Origin of the sequence: Nonomuraea sp. NPDC049750 (assembly GCF_040659625.1) — a bacterium.
Lineage (GTDB): Bacteria > Actinomycetota > Actinomycetes > Streptosporangiales > Streptosporangiaceae > Nonomuraea.
On sequence record NZ_JBFANB010000008.1, the window covers coordinates 60,792 to 77,657 of the forward strand.

General features: G+C 69.6%; 15 protein-coding genes and 1 pseudogene. 8 read left to right on the forward strand and 8 right to left on the reverse strand.

The genetic code is table 11. From position 1 onward, the window contains the following. Nucleotides 1-9: 9 nt before the first annotated feature. Nucleotides 10-2,508: a glycoside hydrolase family 3 N-terminal domain-containing protein gene (locus AB0J16_RS22410; RefSeq protein WP_358542421.1), complete on the reverse strand. Its 2,499-nt coding sequence runs from the start codon at nt 2,506-2,508 to the stop codon at nt 10-12. Nucleotides 2,509-2,781: 273 nt separating this feature from the next. Continuing rightward, a pseudogene (gene tnpA, locus AB0J16_RS22415) lies at nt 2,782-3,230 on the reverse strand (IS200/IS605 family transposase). 235 nt (nt 3,231-3,465) lie between these two features. Here tnpA and AB0J16_RS22420 point away from each other — a divergent pair. Continuing rightward, nucleotides 3,466-3,612 (forward strand): hypothetical protein, encoded by a 147-nt coding sequence (locus tag AB0J16_RS22420; protein WP_358542424.1) that lies wholly within the window; start codon nt 3,466-3,468, stop codon nt 3,610-3,612. A 1-nt stretch (nt 3,613) separates the two neighbouring features. Beyond that, complete coding sequence (locus AB0J16_RS22425) at nt 3,614-4,567, forward strand: transposase (protein ID WP_358542427.1); 954 nt, start codon at nt 3,614-3,616, stop codon at nt 4,565-4,567. Nucleotides 4,568-4,663: 96 nt separating this feature from the next. Here the strand turns inward: AB0J16_RS22425 and AB0J16_RS22430 are convergent, their stop codons facing one another. After that, complete coding sequence (locus tag AB0J16_RS22430) at nt 4,664-5,416, reverse strand: NUDIX domain-containing protein (protein ID WP_358542429.1); 753 nt, start codon at nt 5,414-5,416, stop codon at nt 4,664-4,666. 249 nt (nt 5,417-5,665) lie between these two features. Between AB0J16_RS22430 and AB0J16_RS22435 the strand changes: the two genes are divergently transcribed. Next, nucleotides 5,666-6,286 carry a pentapeptide repeat-containing protein gene (locus AB0J16_RS22435; protein WP_358542432.1) on the forward strand — a complete coding sequence of 207 codons (621 nt, stop codon included), beginning with the start codon at nt 5,666-5,668 and terminating at the stop codon, nt 6,284-6,286. 201 nt (nt 6,287-6,487) lie between these two features. Here AB0J16_RS22435 and AB0J16_RS22440 read toward each other — a convergent pair whose 3' ends face one another. Continuing rightward, nucleotides 6,488-6,766: a hypothetical protein gene (locus tag AB0J16_RS22440; RefSeq protein WP_358542434.1), complete on the reverse strand. Its 279-nt coding sequence runs from the start codon at nt 6,764-6,766 to the stop codon at nt 6,488-6,490. Between the two features lie 293 nt (nt 6,767-7,059). Between AB0J16_RS22440 and AB0J16_RS22445 the strand changes: the two genes are divergently transcribed. The 5 genes from AB0J16_RS22445 to AB0J16_RS22465 all read left to right on the forward strand — a co-directional run bounded on the left by AB0J16_RS22445 (nt 7,060) and on the right by AB0J16_RS22465 (nt 10,787). After that, the gene (locus AB0J16_RS22445) at nt 7,060-7,698 is read left to right on the forward strand and encodes an SDR family oxidoreductase (RefSeq protein WP_358542437.1); all 639 of its coding nucleotides are present in this window, start codon (nt 7,060-7,062) and stop codon (nt 7,696-7,698) included. Between the two features lie 100 nt (nt 7,699-7,798). Continuing rightward, on the forward strand, nt 7,799-8,230 hold the full coding sequence (locus AB0J16_RS22450; protein WP_358542440.1) for a MarR family winged helix-turn-helix transcriptional regulator: 432 nt from the start codon (nt 7,799-7,801) through the stop codon (nt 8,228-8,230). Between the two features lie 51 nt (nt 8,231-8,281). Next, a complete protein-coding gene (locus tag AB0J16_RS22455; protein ID WP_358542443.1) occupies nt 8,282-8,632 on the forward strand; it encodes a nuclear transport factor 2 family protein in 351 nt (116 codons plus the stop codon). A gap of 56 nt (nt 8,633-8,688) precedes the next feature. Continuing rightward, nucleotides 8,689-9,117: a hypothetical protein gene (locus AB0J16_RS22460; RefSeq protein WP_358542447.1), complete on the forward strand. Its 429-nt coding sequence runs from the start codon at nt 8,689-8,691 to the stop codon at nt 9,115-9,117. A gap of 248 nt (nt 9,118-9,365) precedes the next feature. After that, nucleotides 9,366-10,787, forward strand: coding sequence for an NAD(P)/FAD-dependent oxidoreductase (locus tag AB0J16_RS22465; RefSeq protein ID WP_358542449.1), 1,422 nt, complete (start codon nt 9,366-9,368; stop codon nt 10,785-10,787). Nucleotides 10,788-10,895: 108 nt separating this feature from the next. Here AB0J16_RS22465 and AB0J16_RS22470 read toward each other — a convergent pair whose 3' ends face one another. From AB0J16_RS22470 to AB0J16_RS22485, 4 genes are all read right to left on the reverse strand, one after another. Next, complete coding sequence (locus tag AB0J16_RS22470; RefSeq protein WP_358542451.1) at nt 10,896-11,915, reverse strand: hypothetical protein; 1,020 nt, start codon at nt 11,913-11,915, stop codon at nt 10,896-10,898. 32 nt (nt 11,916-11,947) lie between these two features. After that, the gene (locus AB0J16_RS22475) at nt 11,948-12,892 is read right to left on the reverse strand and encodes an acyl-CoA desaturase (protein ID WP_358542454.1); all 945 of its coding nucleotides are present in this window, start codon (nt 12,890-12,892) and stop codon (nt 11,948-11,950) included. A 395-nt stretch (nt 12,893-13,287) separates the two neighbouring features. Beyond that, the gene (locus tag AB0J16_RS22480) at nt 13,288-14,475 is read right to left on the reverse strand and encodes an acetate kinase (RefSeq protein WP_358542456.1); all 1,188 of its coding nucleotides are present in this window, start codon (nt 14,473-14,475) and stop codon (nt 13,288-13,290) included. Continuing rightward, on the reverse strand, nt 14,451-16,754 hold the full coding sequence (locus AB0J16_RS22485) for a phosphoketolase family protein (RefSeq protein ID WP_358542458.1): 2,304 nt from the start codon (nt 16,752-16,754) through the stop codon (nt 14,451-14,453). The genes AB0J16_RS22480 and AB0J16_RS22485 overlap by 25 nt, the downstream gene beginning before the upstream one ends. Nucleotides 16,755-16,866: the final 112 nt, after the last annotated feature.

Consider the following 16,866-nt stretch of genomic DNA (forward strand, 5'->3'; position numbering starts at 1 on the left):
GGCCGCCTCCTACGATGTAATTTTCAACGCGCAGGCGTAGTCGGATGGCAGGTGGGTGTCGCCGGCCGGGCGACTGGCCTGGAAGCCGAAGGACGTGCTCGCGCCGGGCGCCAGCGTCCCGTTGTGCGCGGCGTTGCCCGCCGTGACGGCCTGGCCGCTCACCGTCAGGGCGGCGTTCCACGACCCGGTGATCTGATGGCCGGACGGCAAGGTGAAGGTGACGCCCCAGCCGTTCGCGGCGCTCGTGCCGGTGTTGGTCACCGCCGCCTGGATGACGTACCCGGTGCTCCACTGGCTCTGCGTCGTCGCGGTGACCGTGCAGCCGCCCGTCCCGCCGTCGGCGCGCGTGGTCACGGTGACCGTCCCCGAGCGCGGCGAGCGGTTGCCGGCGGCGTCCTTGGCGTAGACGGCGAAGGTGTGGGATGTGCTCGCGGCCAGGCCGGTGACGGTGGCCGTGGTGGTCGTGGCCGTGGCCACCGTCGTCTCGCCCGTCGGCTGCACCCGGACCACGTCGTAGCCGGCCACGCCCACGTTGTCGGACGAGGCGGACCACGACAGGCGCGTGGACGAGGAGGTGATCTCGGAGGCGACCGGCGTGCCGGGCGCGGTGGGCGGGCTGGTGTCGTCCTGCGCCTGCCCGTACGTCAGGCCGAAGCCGTACGCGAACAGCGGCGTCTTGCCGTCGCCCGTGTTGATCGGCTGCTGGGAGGCGCTGCTCATCCAGGTCACGGGCAGCTTGCCGGTGGGCTGCACCGCGCCGAACAGCACGTCGGCCACGCCCTGGCCCTCGGTGCCCGGCAGCCAGGCGGCCACGAGGGCATTCCAGTTGGGCAGCTGAGCCGCGATGTCGAGGGGGCGTCCCGAGACCAGCACGACCACGACGGGCACCCCGGCCGCGCGCAGGGTGGCGAGGGTGTTCAGGTCGGTGGTGTCCAGGCCCAGGCCGCCCGGGCGGTCGCCCTGGCCCTCGGCGTACGGCGTTTCGCCGACCACGGCGATCGCCACGCGATAGGAGCCGTCGATGCCGCTGCCGTCGCGGCTGTAGGTGACGGTCGTGGCCGAGCCCGCGCTGTTCCTGATGCCCTGCAAGATGGTGGTGCCGGGGGTGATGGCGCCGGACGAGCCCTGCCAGGAGACCGTCCAGCCGCCGCTCTGGTTGCCGATGTCGTCCGCGCTCTTGCCCGCCACGAAGATCTTGCCGCCCCGGGCGAGCGGCAGGATGTTCCCGCCGTTCTTCAGCACGACCTGCGACTTGGCCACCGCCTCGCGGGCCAGGGCACGGTGCGCCGAGTTGCCGACGGTCGCGGTGTAGGACCGGTCGGTCAGCGGTTTCTCGAACAGGCCGAGCTCGAACTTCTTCGTCAGAATGCGCCGGACCGCGTCGTCGACCCGGGCCGTGGTCACCCGGCCCGCCTGCACCTCGGCCCGCAGCAGGTCGATGAACCGCCGCCAGGCCGTGGGAACCATCACCATGTCGATGCCGGCGTTCACGGCCGTGCGCACGTCGAGCGCGGAGGTGCCGGCGGCGCCGTCGATCTGGTCGATGCCGTCCCAGTCGGAGACCACGAAGCCGGAGAAGCCCAGCTCACCCTTGAGCACGGTGGTGATCAGGTACTGGTGCCCGTGCAGCTTGGCGCCGTTCCAGCTGCTGAAGGAGATCATCACCGAGCCCACCCCGCGCTCCACCGCGGCCTTGAACGGCGGCAGGTGGATCGCCCGCAGGTCGGCCTCGGACAGCTGGGTGTCGCCCTGGTCCACGCCGCCCGTGGTGCCGCCGTCGCCGAGATAGTGCTTGGCCGTGGCCAGCACGGAGGCGGGGCCGTTCAGCGCGGTGCCCTGCAGGCCGGTCACGATCGTGGCCATCGACGAGGGCAACTCGGGCGTCTCGCCGAAGGACTCGTACGTGCGGCCCCATCGGTCGTTGCGGGCCACGCACAGGCAGGGCGCGAAATCCCAGTCCACGCCGGTGCCGGAGACCTCCTCGGCCACGGCCCGGCCGACCCGCTGCGCCAGCGCGGGGTCGCGGGTCGCGCCGAGCCCGATGTTGTGCGGGAAGATCGTGGCGCCGACGACGTTGTTGTGGCCGTGCACGGCGTCGACGCCGTACAGGATGGGGATGCCCAGCGGCGTGGCCAGGGCGGCGTTCTGGAAATTGTCGTACATGTCCGCCCAAGACGCGGCCGTGTTCGGGGACGGCCCGGAGCCGCCGCCCGACAGCACCGAGCCGAGCCGGTACGTCGTGACGTCGGCGGCGCTGACCGAGCCGCGCTCGCCCTGCGTCATCTGGCCGAGCTTCTCATCCAGCGACATCCGGCCCATCAGGTCGGCCACCCGGGTGGGCACGGGCAGGCTCGGATCCTGGTACGGGTACGCGGCCGACGCGAAAACGGCCTGCCCGGCGGCTGTGCCGGGACCCCCGGGAACGCCCAGCGCAGCGACGACCAGCACGGCGGCGACCAGCAGCGTCACGGCCGCCCGCGCCGTCCATTTCATGCTCGCGTTTCTCATGGCCCGCCATTCTTGGTCGGTGCGTCGCTTGGCCGGTGCGTCGAGGTCGATATTGGGAGCGCTCCCAATATCGACTCTAGGCCACCGCTCCGCCATTCCCTTGGCAGTCCACAGCCCCCACCCGCGCCCGCCCGCGACACCAGCGGAAACAGCCGGGATCGGGTGAAACTTTCACGTGGCACTCCCGGCGACCCGATGCGCGCTCACCTGGGTGTGCCCGCCAGGGTGCGAGGGTGTTCTGGCCTTTCAGGTTTGTCGGCAGCTCACTTTTACTCATGCGGGTTGTTTCTGCTGCTCGATGTGCTGCTTGAGCGCGGTGAGCGGCGCCCCGCCGACCGATCCGGTGTGAAAGAGGAATCAGACCAGAAATGTCCGCCCCAGAGGTAGTTGCGGATGTGTGCGCTGTATTCCTTGCGAAGCATCCGGGCCGAGACCCCCTTCAGCGAATTGACGAATTTGGGCAGGGCGACCTTGGGCGGATAGCGGGCCAGCAGGTGGACGTGGTCGTGCTCGCCGTTGAACTCGCGCAGTTCGGCCTCGAAGTCGGCGCATACCTCGCGCATGAGTTCCTCGCAGCGGATCAGCATCTCGTCGGTGAACACCCCACGCCGATCCTTTGTCACAAACGCTAAATTTGTCACGAAAACCAAATGGACCTGAAGATTATAGACGACATGTTGTCCCCTTCTCACATCGGGATTCGGATTCCATCGCGGTGACATTAACCAAACGATACGATCAGTGCGTGGAGCAGGTGGAGCGGACTCGTGCGCATGTGGCGCGCTTGGCGTTGGACAAGCGGCAGGCAGCCGTCTTGGACGCTCAGGCGCACACCGCGCGTGCCGTGTGGAACCTGCTGCATGAGTTCGCGACCTTCCGTCAGGGCCGCCTTGCGTCGCTGAAGGAGTGCGACGCGGCGATTCGGCAGGCCCGCCACGAGATCGCGTGGATGGGTAGTTGCCCGCTCAGGCCGCGCAGGCCGTGCTGAAGATCTACCGGCAGGCGTGGGCGAACTTCTTCAACCCCGATCACCCGGCCGAGCAGCCGACGTTCAAGGGCCGGTTCGGGTGCCGGATGGCGGTGGACGTCCCCCCAAGCCCGTGACTTGCAGATCACCAGGATCAATCGCAGGTGGGGCGCGGTGAACGTGCCCAAACTCGGGCGGGTGAGGTTCCGGTGGACCAAAGACCTGCCCGGCCTCACCAAGGGCGGGCCAGCAGGGAGAATCACCGGGGCTCGCCTGGTGAAAGACGCTCACGGGTGGAGCATCGCCTTCCGTACCGTACTGCTCGTCTCCGCTCCGGTGCCGCACGCCGGGCCGAAGGTGGGCATGGATCGGGGTATCGCGGTGCCGCTGGCTTTGTCCACCGGGGAGCATCTTCGGCACGGTCCGTGGCTGTCTGGCGGGCAGCGTGAGCGGCTGTTGCGGTTGGAGCGCAAGAGCGCCCGTCAGCGTGCCGCACGCGGCAAAGGCGATCCGGTCTCCAATCGGGAGCGCCGCACCTATGACCAGATCGCCCGGCTTCGCGCGACAGCCAAGCGCCGAGCCGTCGACTGGCAGCAGCAGCGCACGACCGACCTCGCGCGGCGGTTCAGCGCGATCGTGGTGGAAGACCTGAACATCCCCGCCATGATGGCCTCGGCGTCTGGGACGGTGCAGGAGCCGGGGCGGGGCGTCGCTCAGAAGTGGGGCTTGAACCGGTCGATCGCGGGTCAGGCGTGGGGCCGGACGGTGGAGTTGCTGACCTACAAGGCGGCCGACCGTGGCGGCCTGGTCGCCAGGGTCGACCCGTGCGGCACCAGCCAGGAGTGTCACCGCTGCCACACCACCACGAAAGGGTCACGCGAGAGGCAGTCGCGGTTCGCGTGCAAGGACCCGGCGTGCGGATGGATCGGCAACGCTGATACCAACGCCGCCCGAAACCTGCTTCATCGGTACAACTCTGCCGCCGCATGGGCGGTCACAGGACGTGGAGACTCCGCGATGGCGGGGCCGGTGAAGCGTCAAGCATCCTGTCCCACAGTCTCGCCCGCACCCGCGCTGCGAGCTGCTGCGTAAGCAGCACAGGAACCCTCCACAATTTATGTGGAGGAGCACATCAAACGATCTGGAAAGCCTCCCACAACAGCCTGTGGCCTCCCGGTTCATCCGCTTCTAGGAGCCCGAGTTGACGTAGTGGCGAACGAGCGGCGCCAGGTAGTCCACGCACGTGCCCTTCAGGCCTGCCACCTCGGTCGGGGATTGGACGAAAGCGATCTTCTCCAGTTCCGGATCGCGTCCCTGTGCCGTCTCGGCGGACGTCAGAGCGGCGAACCGCTCGCGCAACAGCGACGCCGGCCGATGCGGGGCCAGGAACACCACGCCCACGCTCCCGTTCTCGCCGCGCGTGACCAGCCACAGGGACAGCTCACTCGGCGCTGTGTCGAGGCCGGTCTCCTCGGCCAGTTCCCGAGCGGCGTGCCAGCGTAGGGCGGCCGTATCGAGGCCCACACCCTCGGCGGGCGGTTCGACCGCTCCACCAGGTAGCTGCCAGCGACCAGGAGTGGCCGTCGACGCCGACATCCGCCCCACCAGCAGCCTCCCATCATCAGTCGCCGGTTGCGCGACGGCGACGAAAAGGGACGGCAGCCACGAGGTGGCCCCCGGAACCCGCCCCAGAGCGCGGTGCCGGTAGGTCGTCCTCGCCCAGGTGAGCACCAAGCTGTGCGGCCCATCCCGATCCAGCTGCGCGCACGCTACCACCGGCCCATCGAAGAGACAGGGGTTGGCCTGGACCGCCTCCTCCCACAGGCGATCCATGGCCACTCGCTCAGCGGGCGGCACCCGCGGCGCGGCGTCCTCGATCAAGCGGAGCCGGCCGACTTCCAGAAGGCTGACCTCGCGAGGCTCCGGCAATGGCTCGTTCACCGACTCATGCTGGCACATCACGGCCGACAGCCGTGTTTGGCTACGCGGCTGGCGCGGCGGATTCTGTCGGTGGCGCGTGGGAGGCTCGCGGGGACACAGAAGGAGGGCTTACGTGGAAGCCCGCGCAGACGGTCCGATTGGCTGGATGGCCGAGCAGACCGAGGGAGGTCGGCGGCGGCCGCCTTTCGGGGCGGTCCAGAGACGTGTGGAGTTGCCCGTGGTCGTCGTCGAGCCGACGGGGGCCGCCGGATGACGGCCGACCGCAAGCACGGTCGGTCAGCGCCCCCGACCACCACGACGGTCCGCTCGGCCGACTGGGACGGTCGCGAGCTGACCCAGGAGACCTACCATCAGGTCTTGTTCGTCGACGTGGACATGACGGAGCTGACCAGCACCGGGTGCGTTTTCGAGGAGTGCACGTTCAGCGACGTCCGTTTCAACGTGTCCGTGCACGAGGACGCGATGTTCCTCAACTGCACGTTCTCGCGGTGCTCGTTCTTCGACACGACGTTCAAGGGTTGCAAGCTGACGGGCAGCATGTTCGACGGCTGCTCCTACGGGCTGTTGAAGGTCGAGGGCGGTGACTGGTCCTTCACCGGCCTGCCCGGCGCCGACCTGCGGGGGAGTGCCTTTCATGGGGTGCGGCTGCGTGAGGCCGACCTGTCGGGCGCCCGGCTGGAGAAGGCCGAGGTGTTACGGAGTGATCTTTCCGGGGCTTGGCTCAACGGGGCGGACCTGACGGGCTGCGATCTGCGGGGCAGCGACCTGTCCGACCTGGACCCGTCGACGGTCACACTGAAGAAGGCGATCATCGACGCCTTCCAGGCGACCGTCGTGGCCACCGCGCTGGGCTTCGACGTCCGCGCTTGACGCGCTCCTGGGATGCGTCCTGAGGTTTCTCGCCCCTGCCGCAGGGACTGCCTCGCGCACTGTCACCGACGCGGCGCTGCGCCGCGCCCACGGGCTGCTCACCAACCGCGACGACCTGCGCGAGGGATCGCATCCTGATCAACGCCACCCTCGCCGTGTGCGACACCGGGTGGTGTGGCCGGGCATGACATGGAATGTCGCTCAGGTTAAGCGGCAGTTGTCCCCGGACAGGTCCCCGTTCCACGAGAAGACGCTGGGGCAGGAGTAGGTGCCCTGGGCTTCGCCGAACCTGATGAGGACGGTGACCTGGTAGAAGCCGGAGCCGCTGCACACCCAGCCGCTCAACTTGTAGGAGTCGCCGTTCGAAGTCCGGGCGCCGGAAAAGCACTCGTGTGATCCGTCCGCGCGGGCCGGGGCAGCGAACAGGCCCACGACCAGCAGGGCGGCGCTGGCTGTGGCGGCAAGGCGTTTGAAGGGCATGCTCCGAACGTAGAAGCCACCTGCGCAGGTGGCCTAGATGCGGTTTGCCATCGTGAGGCGTGGATTCTTCACAGCGCGAGCCGTGCGGTCGCCCGACTGCTCGACCGCCGCGTTCCGGCCGTCGCACGACTGCTCGACCGCCGGAATACGGCGGTCGAGCACGGCGGCCGGACCTCGCCCAAGAGCTTCGTCGGCTGGCGCGAGCGCCGTACGCATCCTGACGACCGGCGGCCTCTCCGATTTGACGGGTGAGTGGGCGTTCACTCACTATGAGCGGGAGCTGAGGAGGCCCCATGAAGCTGACGATCTTCGGAGCTACCGGAGGTACGGGAACCGAACTGCTTCGCCAGGCGCTCGCCGCCGGGCATGAGGTGACCGCGGTGGTCCGCGATCCTCGGCGGCTGCCGGCCGATCTGCCGTCCGGCCTCGACATCGTCCAGGCCGACCTGATGAACCCGGACGCCATCGCGCCCGCCGTCAGGGATCGCGACGCCGTACTGTCCGCGATGGGTGCCGGCAGTCGGGGGCCCACCACGGTGTGCTCCGACAGCATCAGCGCCATCGCCACGGCCATGGCGCGAGGCCGTACACGGCGCGTGCTCATGACCAGCGCCAGCGGCCTGGTGGCCGACGCGGGCGACGGGGTGTTCACCCGCTATGTGCTCAAGCCGCTCCTCGTGCAGCGGCTCCTGAAGCACGCCTACGCCGACCTTCGGGAGGCCGAGCGGCGGCTACGTGCGACGGACCTCGACTGGACCATCGTGCGGCCGAGCCGCCTGACCGATCGCGGGCTGACGGGCCGTTACCGCACGGCGTGGGACACCAACATCAAGGGCGGCCTCAGTACGACCCGCGCCGACACGGCCCACTGCCTGCTCGCGCTGGCCGCGGATCCCATGTCCGTGCGCCACGCCGTTTCGGTAGCCTCTTGACGACGCATACTCTTGATGAAATCAAGAGTTGTTGGTACAAAGAGTAGAGGTAATCGCTCTTCCAGCGGGGACGGGGGCGCCGACAGCAGAGAGATCGCGTGTGGAGACTCCCGAAGACAGGTTCTTCCGCGAGCTGGGCGGTGCCTGCGGTGAGACGCGTCAGGCGTTCGCGCGGCATGTGGGCATGAGCTCATCCAGACTTCAGCTGCTGATGCGGCTGTGGAGGAACGGAGAGACCAGCCACAGCGACCTGCGTCAGGGCCTGTCCCTCGACGGGGCGAGCGTCACCCGGCTGATCAAGGAGTTCGAGGCCGAGGGACTGGTCAGCCGTCGCATCGATCCGGCGGACAACCGCTACACCCTGGCCAGCCTGACATCCACCGGCGAACGAGCGGCCGCCGACCTTGAGCGGTCTCATCAGGCATACCAGGTGCGGCTGCTCGACGGGATCAGCACGCAGGAGCGGGAGATCGTGCTGCGCGCTCTGGAGCGCCTGCGCGCCAATATGGCACGCATCGATCCGGTCGGCTGACGGCCCGTGATATCCCCAGACACCCGTGATAGCCCAGGAAAGAGCAGACAGATGACCGATGACGTGCGAGCTGTCGGGCAGCGCATGTACGAGGCGTTCAACGCCCATGACTTCGGGGCAGCCGAGACGATCTTCGCTCCGGATTTCGTCAGCCACCCGTTGGGCACGACTGGAGCCGAGAGCGTCATCTGGGCGTGGACGCGGTTCCACGAGAGGTTCCCCGATGTTCGGGTGATCATCGAGGACATGCTCGTCGACGGGGACAAGGTCGCCGTCCGCACGACCCTGCACGGGCTCCCGGCCGATGTCGTCGAGCAGCAGTCGCCGCCGACGATGCTGGAGATCTTCCGGGTGCGGGACGGCCGCATCGCCGAACTGTGGGGTCTGTCCGCGCTGAGGTGATCCCCCGCACGACGGGATACCCGCATGAGCGGGCGGTGTCGGGGCAGCAGGATGAGGTGAACCCCGCACGGTACGACCCCGCCAACCTGGAACATCTCATCCGTCAAGAGTTAACCAACGCGGGGTTCACCGTCGAACCCCCGAAGCCGCCCAGGTCGAACGGGCCGTACGGGCCATCCGGGTCGTCGGGTGAAGGTGGTCTCAGCCTCCGGCGCGAGCCCGGCCGCGGTGTGGTCGTCTCGTGGGAGGCATCTCCCGACCTCGCCAAGGCCGACATGGTGAAGTACGAGACCATCCGCACCGCCGTACAGCTCGCCCTGCGCACGATCCTGGCGCAGGCCGGATTCCAGGTGGTCGGCGACTTCGGCGACAACGAGATGCTCGTCATCGCCGACCCACTCGGTACGACGCCCGAGGACCACTGGCCGCCCGGACCGGTACCCGAGCGAAACCGGCCGAGCAAGCCGGTGCCGGGACAGAACTGACACAGCGCGCCCGGGGCCCCGCGACGGTACGAAACGGCAGCCACCAGCCGGTCACCCCGGACAGCGCCCACGCAGAGCCCCAACGGCCAGTCTCCCAAGTACCGGCCATCTCCACCCAAGGGCGCTCTGCCCGGACAGACGGGGGAAACCGTCGGTCAGTGTCTCCCCTTGGCGAGGGGGAAGGGGACCGGTGGGAGACTGCTGGTGAGAGCCGCAGTCGCGGGGCGAGCGTTACGGGAGAGGTTGGCATGACCGACGAGTTCGACGTCATAGTGATCGGCGCCGGCCCCGCCGGCGAGAACGCCGCGGCCAGAGCCGTGCGCGGTGGTCTGACCGCCGCCATCGTGGAGGACCGCCTGGCCGGTGGCGAATGCTCCTACTGGGCCTGCATCCCGAGCAAGGCGCTGCTGCGCCCGATAGACCTGGCGGCCGAGGTGGGCCGGGTGCCCGGTATGTCGCTCGGCCCGCTCGAGGTGAGCAAGGTGCTCGCCCGGCGTGACGAGGCCGTGTCGCACTACAACGACTCGGGGCAGGTCGAGTGGATCAAGAACGTGCCCATCGAGTTCGTCCGGGGCCGGGGGCGGCTCGACGGGGTCAAGCGGGTGCTGGTGACCACGCGAGACGGGCAGCAGACCACCGAACGCGTGCTGACCGCGCGGCACGCCGTCGTGCTGGCCACCGGGAGCACCGCCCTGGTCCCGCCGGTGCCGGGGCTGGCCGAGGCGAAGCCCTGGACGAGTCACGAGGTCACGGCCGCCCAGGCGGTGCCGGAACGGCTGGCCGTGATCGGTGGCGGAGTGGTCGCCTGTGAGATGGCGCAGGCCATGCACGGGCTTGGCGCACGGCAGACCACCCTCCTGGTACGCGGCGGGTCGCTGCTCCCCAAGATGGAGCCGTTCGCCGGTCAGCTGCTGGCCGAGTCGTTCGCCGATGCCGGGATCGAGGTGCGGACCCGCACGGGCGTCGCTCGCGTCGAACGTCCGGAGCCCGGCGGCAAGGTGACCGTGCACCTGCCCGAGGGGCCGCCCGTGGAGGCCGACGAACTCCTGGTGGCCACCGGCCGGGTGCCCGCCACCTCTGGGCTCGGGCTCGAGTCGGTCGGTCTGCCGGGCGGCCGCTCGATCGAGGTGGACGACAGCATGCGGGCCACGGGCGTCGAGGGCGGCTGGCTGTACGTGGTCGGCGACATCAACGGCCGCGCCCTGCTCACCCACATGGGCAAGTACCAGGCGCGGGTCTGCGGCGACGTCATCGCGGCGCGGGCCAAGGGCGGCGACGACACTCTCCCCGCGATGCGCGACATAGCGGACGGGTACGGGGCGCCGCAGGTGGTGTTCACGGACCCGCAGATCTGCGCGGTCGGTCTCACTGAGGCCGCGGCTCGCGAGGCCGGGTTCGCGGTGCGCGCGGTCGAGTACGACCTGGGCAACGTCACGGGGGCCTACCTGCTCGGCGACGGATATCACGGCCGGGCCAAGGCGGTCGTGGACGAGGAGCGGCGGGTGCTGCTGGGCGTCACGTTCGCCGGTCCCGGCTCGGCCGAGCTGCTGCACGCGGCGACCATCGCGGTCACCGGCGAGGTGCCGCTCGACCGGCTCTGGCACGCCGTCCCGTCCTTCCCCACGGTCAGCGAGATCTGGCTGCGCCTCCTGGAGGAGTACGGCCTCTGACACGCGCGGACCGCCGGGCGGCCGCGACCGAGCGGCCCGCCGGGCGGTGCGAGCGAGCACCCGGACCGCTGGCCGGGTGCGATCGAACGCCCGGCTCAGAAGGACACGTCAGGCTGGCGCGATGGTTTCGGCCGTGTGCCACAGGTCGGGTAGCGCGTCCAGTACGCGCTGCCCGCGCCGCCGCCGGTCCGCGAACGTCTCGGCATCGAGGTCCGCCAGCAACGCGCGGAACCCCTCCTCGTAGGGCCCGGTGGGCGCCCCGGCCAGCGACAGCTTCTTCAGGCACCGCGCGTACGTCGCCACCAGCCAGAACACCGCCTCCCGGTGCAGGCCGCGCGCGATGAGCTCCCGGCTGCCGTCGATCGACAGCGGCCGGGCCGCCTGGCTGATGTCCGACGAGAACGGGTACGACGCCACCTGGACGTTCTTGGCCGCGTCGAACACCCGCTCCAGCACCTCCAGGTGCCCCGCCACACGCGCCGCCCCCAGCCCGCCGCAGCCGAGCAGCTCCAGCAGCGCCTCGTGCCGGTCCAGCATCCCGTGTACGGCCAGCAGTTCCCGTACGGCCTCGTAGCGGCGGCGGACGGTGGGGTTGCGCAGCCCGGCGACGAGCAGCACATGAGTCGTGACCCCGGTGCCGAACAGCCACGACATCACCTGGTCGACCGGCGGCGCCGCCTCGTCCATACCGGCGATCCCGCGGCGCACCACGTCCATCGCCGCGCCGCATCGCCGCAGCACCCGCCGCCGGTCGGCGAACTCGCGGGCCACCACCTCGTGCAGCGCGGTCAGCCGCCCGCCCGGATCGGCCAGCACCCCGGGCAGGTGGAAGCTGCCCGCCAGGTGGTAGTCGCCCAGGACGTCCTCCGCCGACGCCAACCGCTCGCCCGACATATACGAAATTTCCAGCAAAACGCCGTCGTACCGCAGCTTGCCGGGCTTGACGGGCGGTTCCGGGACGTCCAGCACCACCATCACGTCCACATCGGAGCTGGTGGCCAGGACCGCGTCCGCCGGCGACCACAACGCCGAGCCGGTCAGGAACGCCCCGCCGAACCCGGGCAGCCCGGAGCCCACCTCGGCCACCCACCGCCGCGCGATCTCCCTGGCCTCCCGGACCCGCGTCACCACGTCACCCGGCACACCGCTCGCGTCGAGTCCTACCGGCGGGCGCGCAGCGGCGCGCCCACCTCGTGGAGGTGCTTCATCGCCTGGCCCCAGGAGGCCAGCAGCCCGCACTCCACGTACGCCACCCCCAGCGACTCACAGTGCTCCCGCACCAGCGGTTGCACCTTGCGCAGGTTGGGGGTCGGCATGCCGGGGAACAGGTGGTGCTCGATCTGGTAGTTGAGGCCGCCCAGCGCCGTGTTGACCACGTGCCCGCCGCGTACGTTCCGGGAAGTGAGCACCTGGCGGCGCAGGAAGTCCAGCTCGTCCTCGGCGGTGAGGACCGGCATGCCCTTGTGGTTGGGGGCGAACGTGCACCCGAGGTAGACACCGAAGCACGCCTGGTGCACCAGCAGGAAGACCACGGCCTTGCCCACCGGCAGGACCGCGAACACGCCACCCAGGTAGATGACGAAGTGCGCGAGCAGCAGCAGCCCTTCGGCCATCCGGCTCTTGAGAGAGTCGCGGCGCAGCGCCCGGACGCTGGAGATGTGCAGGTTGAGGCCCTCCAGCGTCAGCAGCGGGAAGAACAGGAACGCCTGATAGCGGCCGATGAGCCTGGGCAGTCCCCGGCTGGCCTCGGCCTGCTTGACCGACCAGAGCAGGACGTCGGGCGCGACGTCGGGGTCGTGGTCCTCGTGGTTGGGGTTGGCGTGGTGGCGCGTGTGCTTGTCCTGCCACCACCCGTAGCTGAGCCCGATGCCGAGGTTGCCGACGAGCAGGCCCGCGATCGCGCTGTTGCGCCGGGACGGGAACACCTGCCCGTGGGCCAGGTCGTGGGCGAGCAGGGCCACCTGGCCGAATGTCGCCGCCTGGAACACCGCGACCAGAATCTGCCGCCACGAGTCGCCGACCAGGGCGAACGCCACCCAGCCCGCCGCGAAGAGGCCCGTCACCACGCTGATCCGCGTGGCGTAGTAGACGGGTCGCCGTTCCATGAGGCCTGCCTGGGCCACCCGGCGTGACAGGCGGGCGAAGTCGCTCCCCCTCTCTTCCGATGCCGGTGCCGATGCCGAGGCCGTGGCGGCGCGAGTAGTGCTCACGTCAGTCACAGATTCTCCGATGCTCCAGACTCGATTCCCGATCGTTCACCATCAGCATTTCGGGATAACCGTGATCGCGAAGTCCTGCTGTCACCCGTCTTCGAGGTAGGGCTGTCCCTACCTCTGGGACCGGTCGAGGTCAGAGGATACGCTCCGCGGCCCTGACAGGTTCGACTCCGCGGGAGTTCGGCGAGCGTGTCGAGCCGCACCGGCGGGAATCGCGGCCGACTCAGACCGTGCACCGCCGGGAATCGCAGCCACCCCAGAGCGTGCTCCGGCGGAAGTCGCGGTCACGCGCGGATCAGCGCGAGTGCCTGACGGGCGATCTCCCATTCCTCGTCGGTGGGCACGACCAGCACCGTCACCTCCGACTCCGGCGTGGACACCCGCCGGTCGCCCGTCTCGTCGGCCTCGTTGCGCGCGGGGTCGAGGGCGATGCCGAGGCGCTCCAGCCCGGTCAGCGCGGCGGCCCGGGTGGCCGGGTCGTGCTCGCCGACGCCGCCCGTGAAGACGATCGCGTCCACCCGGCCGAGCAGCGCGTAGTAGGCCCCGACGTACTTCCTGATCCGGCGGCCGTAGATGTCCAGTGCGAGCCGCGCCCGCTCGTCGCCGTCGCGGGCCCGTCGCCGTACCTCCCGCATGTCGCCGGTGCCGGCGAGGGCGAGCAGGCCGCTGCGGTACGTCAGCTCCTTCTCCGTCCGCACGATGTCCATGCCGCCCGCGCGGGCCAGGTAGCCGGTCAGCGCCGGGTCCACGTCCCCTGAACGGGTGCCCATGACCAGTCCCTCCAGCGGCGTGAGCCCCATGGAGGTGTCGACGCTGCGGCCGCCCTCGATCGCCGTCGCGCTCGCGCCGTTGCCGAGGTGCAGCACGATCAGGTTCGTCCGCGCCGGATCGCGGTCCAGCAGCTCGGCCGCCCGCGCCGACACGTACGCGCAGGAGGTGCCGTGGAAGCCGTAGCGCCGCACGCCCAGCCGGTCGTGCCAGTCGCGGGGCACGGCGTAGGTGTACGCCTCGGGCGGCAGCGTCCGATGGAAGGCGGTGTCGAACACGGCCACCTGCGGCACACCGGGAAAGGCCTCGCGGGCCACCCGGATACCGGTGATGTTCACCGGGTTGTGCAGGGGTGCGAGCGCCGAGAGGTCCCCGATGGCGCTGATCACGTCTTCGTCCACCAGCACCGCCTCCTGGAAGCGGGTCCCGCCGTGCACCACCCGATGCCCCACCGCCACCGGCTTCAGCGCGGGCCCCGCCTCGTCGAAGGCGGCCAGCATGGCGGTCAGCCCCGCCGCGTGGTCGCCGAACCGCTCCTTCCGCTCGTACGGCGGGTCGTCCCCGGCGCGGTGGGTCAACCGCCCCTCCTTGTCGCCGATCCGCTCCACCAGCCCTCTGGCCGGCCGCTCGCGTGACTCCACGTCCACCAGTTCGTACTTGATGGAGGAGGAGCCGGTGTTCAGGACGAGAATCTGTCCGGCCATGTCCACTCTCGGATCTCGGGCGCGTCCTCGCCGTGCTCACGGGTGTGGGCGCGGGCGCGCAGGCGGGCGTCGGTCATCCGCTGACGCAGGTGAGCCTGGGAGGAACCGAGGCCCGGTGTACGGTCGATGACATCCATGACCAGGTGGTAGCGATCGATGTCGTTGAGCATGACCATATCGAAGGGCGTGGTGGTGGTGCCTTCCTCCTTGTAGCCGCGGACGTGCATGTGGGCGTGGCCGTGGCGGCGGTAGGTGAGCCGGTGGATGAGGGCGGGGTAGCCGTGGAAGTTGAAGATGACCGGTTTGTCGGTGGTGAACAGGGCGTCGTACTCGTTGTCCGGCAGGCCGTGCGGGTGCTCCGAGGGCGGTTGCAGGCGCATCAGGTCGACCACGTTGATCACGCGTACGCGTAGCTCGGGCAGGTGCTCGCGGAGCAGCGCGGTGGCCGCCAGAGTCTCCAGAGTGGGGATGTCGCCGGCGCAGGCCAGCACGACGTCGGGATCGCTTCCCTCGTCGGTGGAGGCCCACGGCAGAATGCCCAGTCCGCGGGTGCAGTGCGCGATGGCCTGGTCCATGGTGAACAGGTCGAGGATCGGCTGCTTGCCGGCCACGATGACGTTGACGTAGTCGCGCGAGCGCAGGCAGTGGTCGCCGACCGACAGCAGCGTGTTGGCGTCCGGCGGCAGGTAGACCCGCACGACGCTGGCCTTCTTGTTGACCACGACGTCCAGGAAGCCCGGATCCTGGTGGGAGAAGCCGTTGTGGTCCTGCCGCCAGACGTGCGAGGACAGCAGGTACGTGAGCGAGGCGACGGGCCGCCGCCAGGAGATCTTCTGGGAGGACTCCAGCCACTTGGCGTGCTGGTTGAACATGGCGTCGATGATGTGGATGAACGCCTCATAGCAGTTGAACAGCCCATGCCGCCCGGTCAGCAGGTAGCCCTCCAGCCAGCCCTGGCACAGGTGCTCGCTCAGCACCTCCATCACCCGGCCGCCGGGGGCCAGGTTCATGTCGGTGGGTTCGAGGCGGGCGTTCCAGGCCCGGTCGGTGACCTCGAACACGGCCGACAGCCGGTTGGAGTCGGTCTCGTCCGGGCCCATCAGCCGGAAGGCGCGCGGGTTGGCGGCGATCACGTCGCGCAGCAGGGTGCCGAGCACCCGGGTCGGCTCGCTGGACTGGGTGGCGGGCGTCTTGACCTCGACGGCGTGCTGGCGGAAGTCGGGCAGTCGCAGGGGCTGGAGCAGTTCGCCGCCGTTGGTGTGCGGGTTGGCGCTCATCCTGCGGTCGCCCGGCGGCACCGTCTCCCGGATCGAGTCCACCGGCCGGCCGTCGTCGTCGAACAGCTCCTCGGGCCGGTAGGAGCGCATCCACTCCTCCAGCATCGCCAGGTGCTCGGGGTTCTCCCGTACCTTGGCCAGCGGCACCTGATGGGCCCGCCAGGTGCCCTCCACCGGCACCCCGTCGACCTCGCGCGGCCCGGTCCAGCCCTTCGGCGTGCGCAGGATGATCATGGGGAGCCGGTCGGATCGGCGCTGTTTGTACTCGGCGATCTGGTCGAAGACGGTGTCGAGGGTGTCGGCCATCTCCTGGTGGTCGGGGCCGACGATGTGCGGCCGGTAGCCGTAGCCCTCCATGAGCGCGATCAGCGTCTCCGGGGGGATGCGGGCCAGCACGGTCGGGTTGGCGATCTTGTAGCCGTTCAGGTGGAGGATCGGCAGCACCACGCCGTCATGGGCCGGGTCGAGGAACTTGTTGGAATGCCAGCTCCCGGCCAGCGGTCCGGTCTCGGCCTCGCCGTCGCCGATGACGCAGGCCACGACCAGTTCGGGGTTGTCGAAGGCGGCGCCGTAGGCGTGCGCGAGCGAGTAGCCCAGCTCGCCGCCCTCGTGGATGGAGCCGGGCGTCTCCGGCGCGGCGTGGCTCGGGATGCCGCCGGGGAAGGAGAACTGGCGGAACAGCCGCTGCATCCCGGCCGCGTCCTGGGAGACGTTCGGATAGCGCTCGGAGTAGGTGCCCTCCAGCCAGGCGTGCGCGACCGTCGCGGGACCGCCGTGGCCGGGGCCGGCGATGTAGATCATGTCCTGGTCGCGTTCGCGGATCACCCGGTTGAGGTGGGCGAAGCAGAAGTTCAGTCCCGGTGTGGTGCCCCAATGGCCGAGTAGGCGGGGTTTGATGTGCTCTGGGGTCAATGGTGTCTTTAGTAGTGGATTGTCCAGTAGGTATATCTGGCCCACCGACAGATAGTTCGCCGCGCGCCAGTACGCATCGATTCGCTCCATGTCTCTGCTGATTCCTCCAGAAACGCCGCTCAACCTCAGGCGGCGGTCAACGTGCGCCGCGGCGTAGATTCATCTGATCCAATTTGATGCACTCTGATCCGTCCTAGCTGAA

What these genes read in the sequence shown, in the direction of transcription:
- AB0J16_RS22465 (WP_358542449.1), top strand. Translation starts at nt 9,366, where the DNA reads ATGACCGACGAGTTCGACGTCATAGTGATCGGCGCCGGCCCCGCCGGC.
- AB0J16_RS22485 (WP_358542458.1), bottom strand. Translation starts at nt 16,754, where the DNA reads ATGGAGCGAATCGATGCGTACTGGCGCGCGGCGAACTATCTGTCGGTG.
- AB0J16_RS22440 (WP_358542434.1), bottom strand. Translation starts at nt 6,766, where the DNA reads ATGCCCTTCAAACGCCTTGCCGCCACAGCCAGCGCCGCCCTGCTGGTC.
- AB0J16_RS22455 (WP_358542443.1), top strand. Translation starts at nt 8,282, where the DNA reads ATGACCGATGACGTGCGAGCTGTCGGGCAGCGCATGTACGAGGCGTTC.
- AB0J16_RS22480 (WP_358542456.1), bottom strand. Translation starts at nt 14,475, where the DNA reads ATGGCCGGACAGATTCTCGTCCTGAACACCGGCTCCTCCTCCATCAAG.
- AB0J16_RS22475 (WP_358542454.1), bottom strand. Translation starts at nt 12,892, where the DNA reads ATGGAACGGCGACCCGTCTACTACGCCACGCGGATCAGCGTGGTGACG.
- AB0J16_RS22410 (WP_358542421.1), bottom strand. Translation starts at nt 2,508, where the DNA reads ATGAGAAACGCGAGCATGAAATGGACGGCGCGGGCGGCCGTGACGCTG.
- AB0J16_RS22445 (WP_358542437.1), top strand. Translation starts at nt 7,060, where the DNA reads ATGAAGCTGACGATCTTCGGAGCTACCGGAGGTACGGGAACCGAACTG.
- AB0J16_RS22435 (WP_358542432.1), top strand. Translation starts at nt 5,666, where the DNA reads ATGACGGCCGACCGCAAGCACGGTCGGTCAGCGCCCCCGACCACCACG.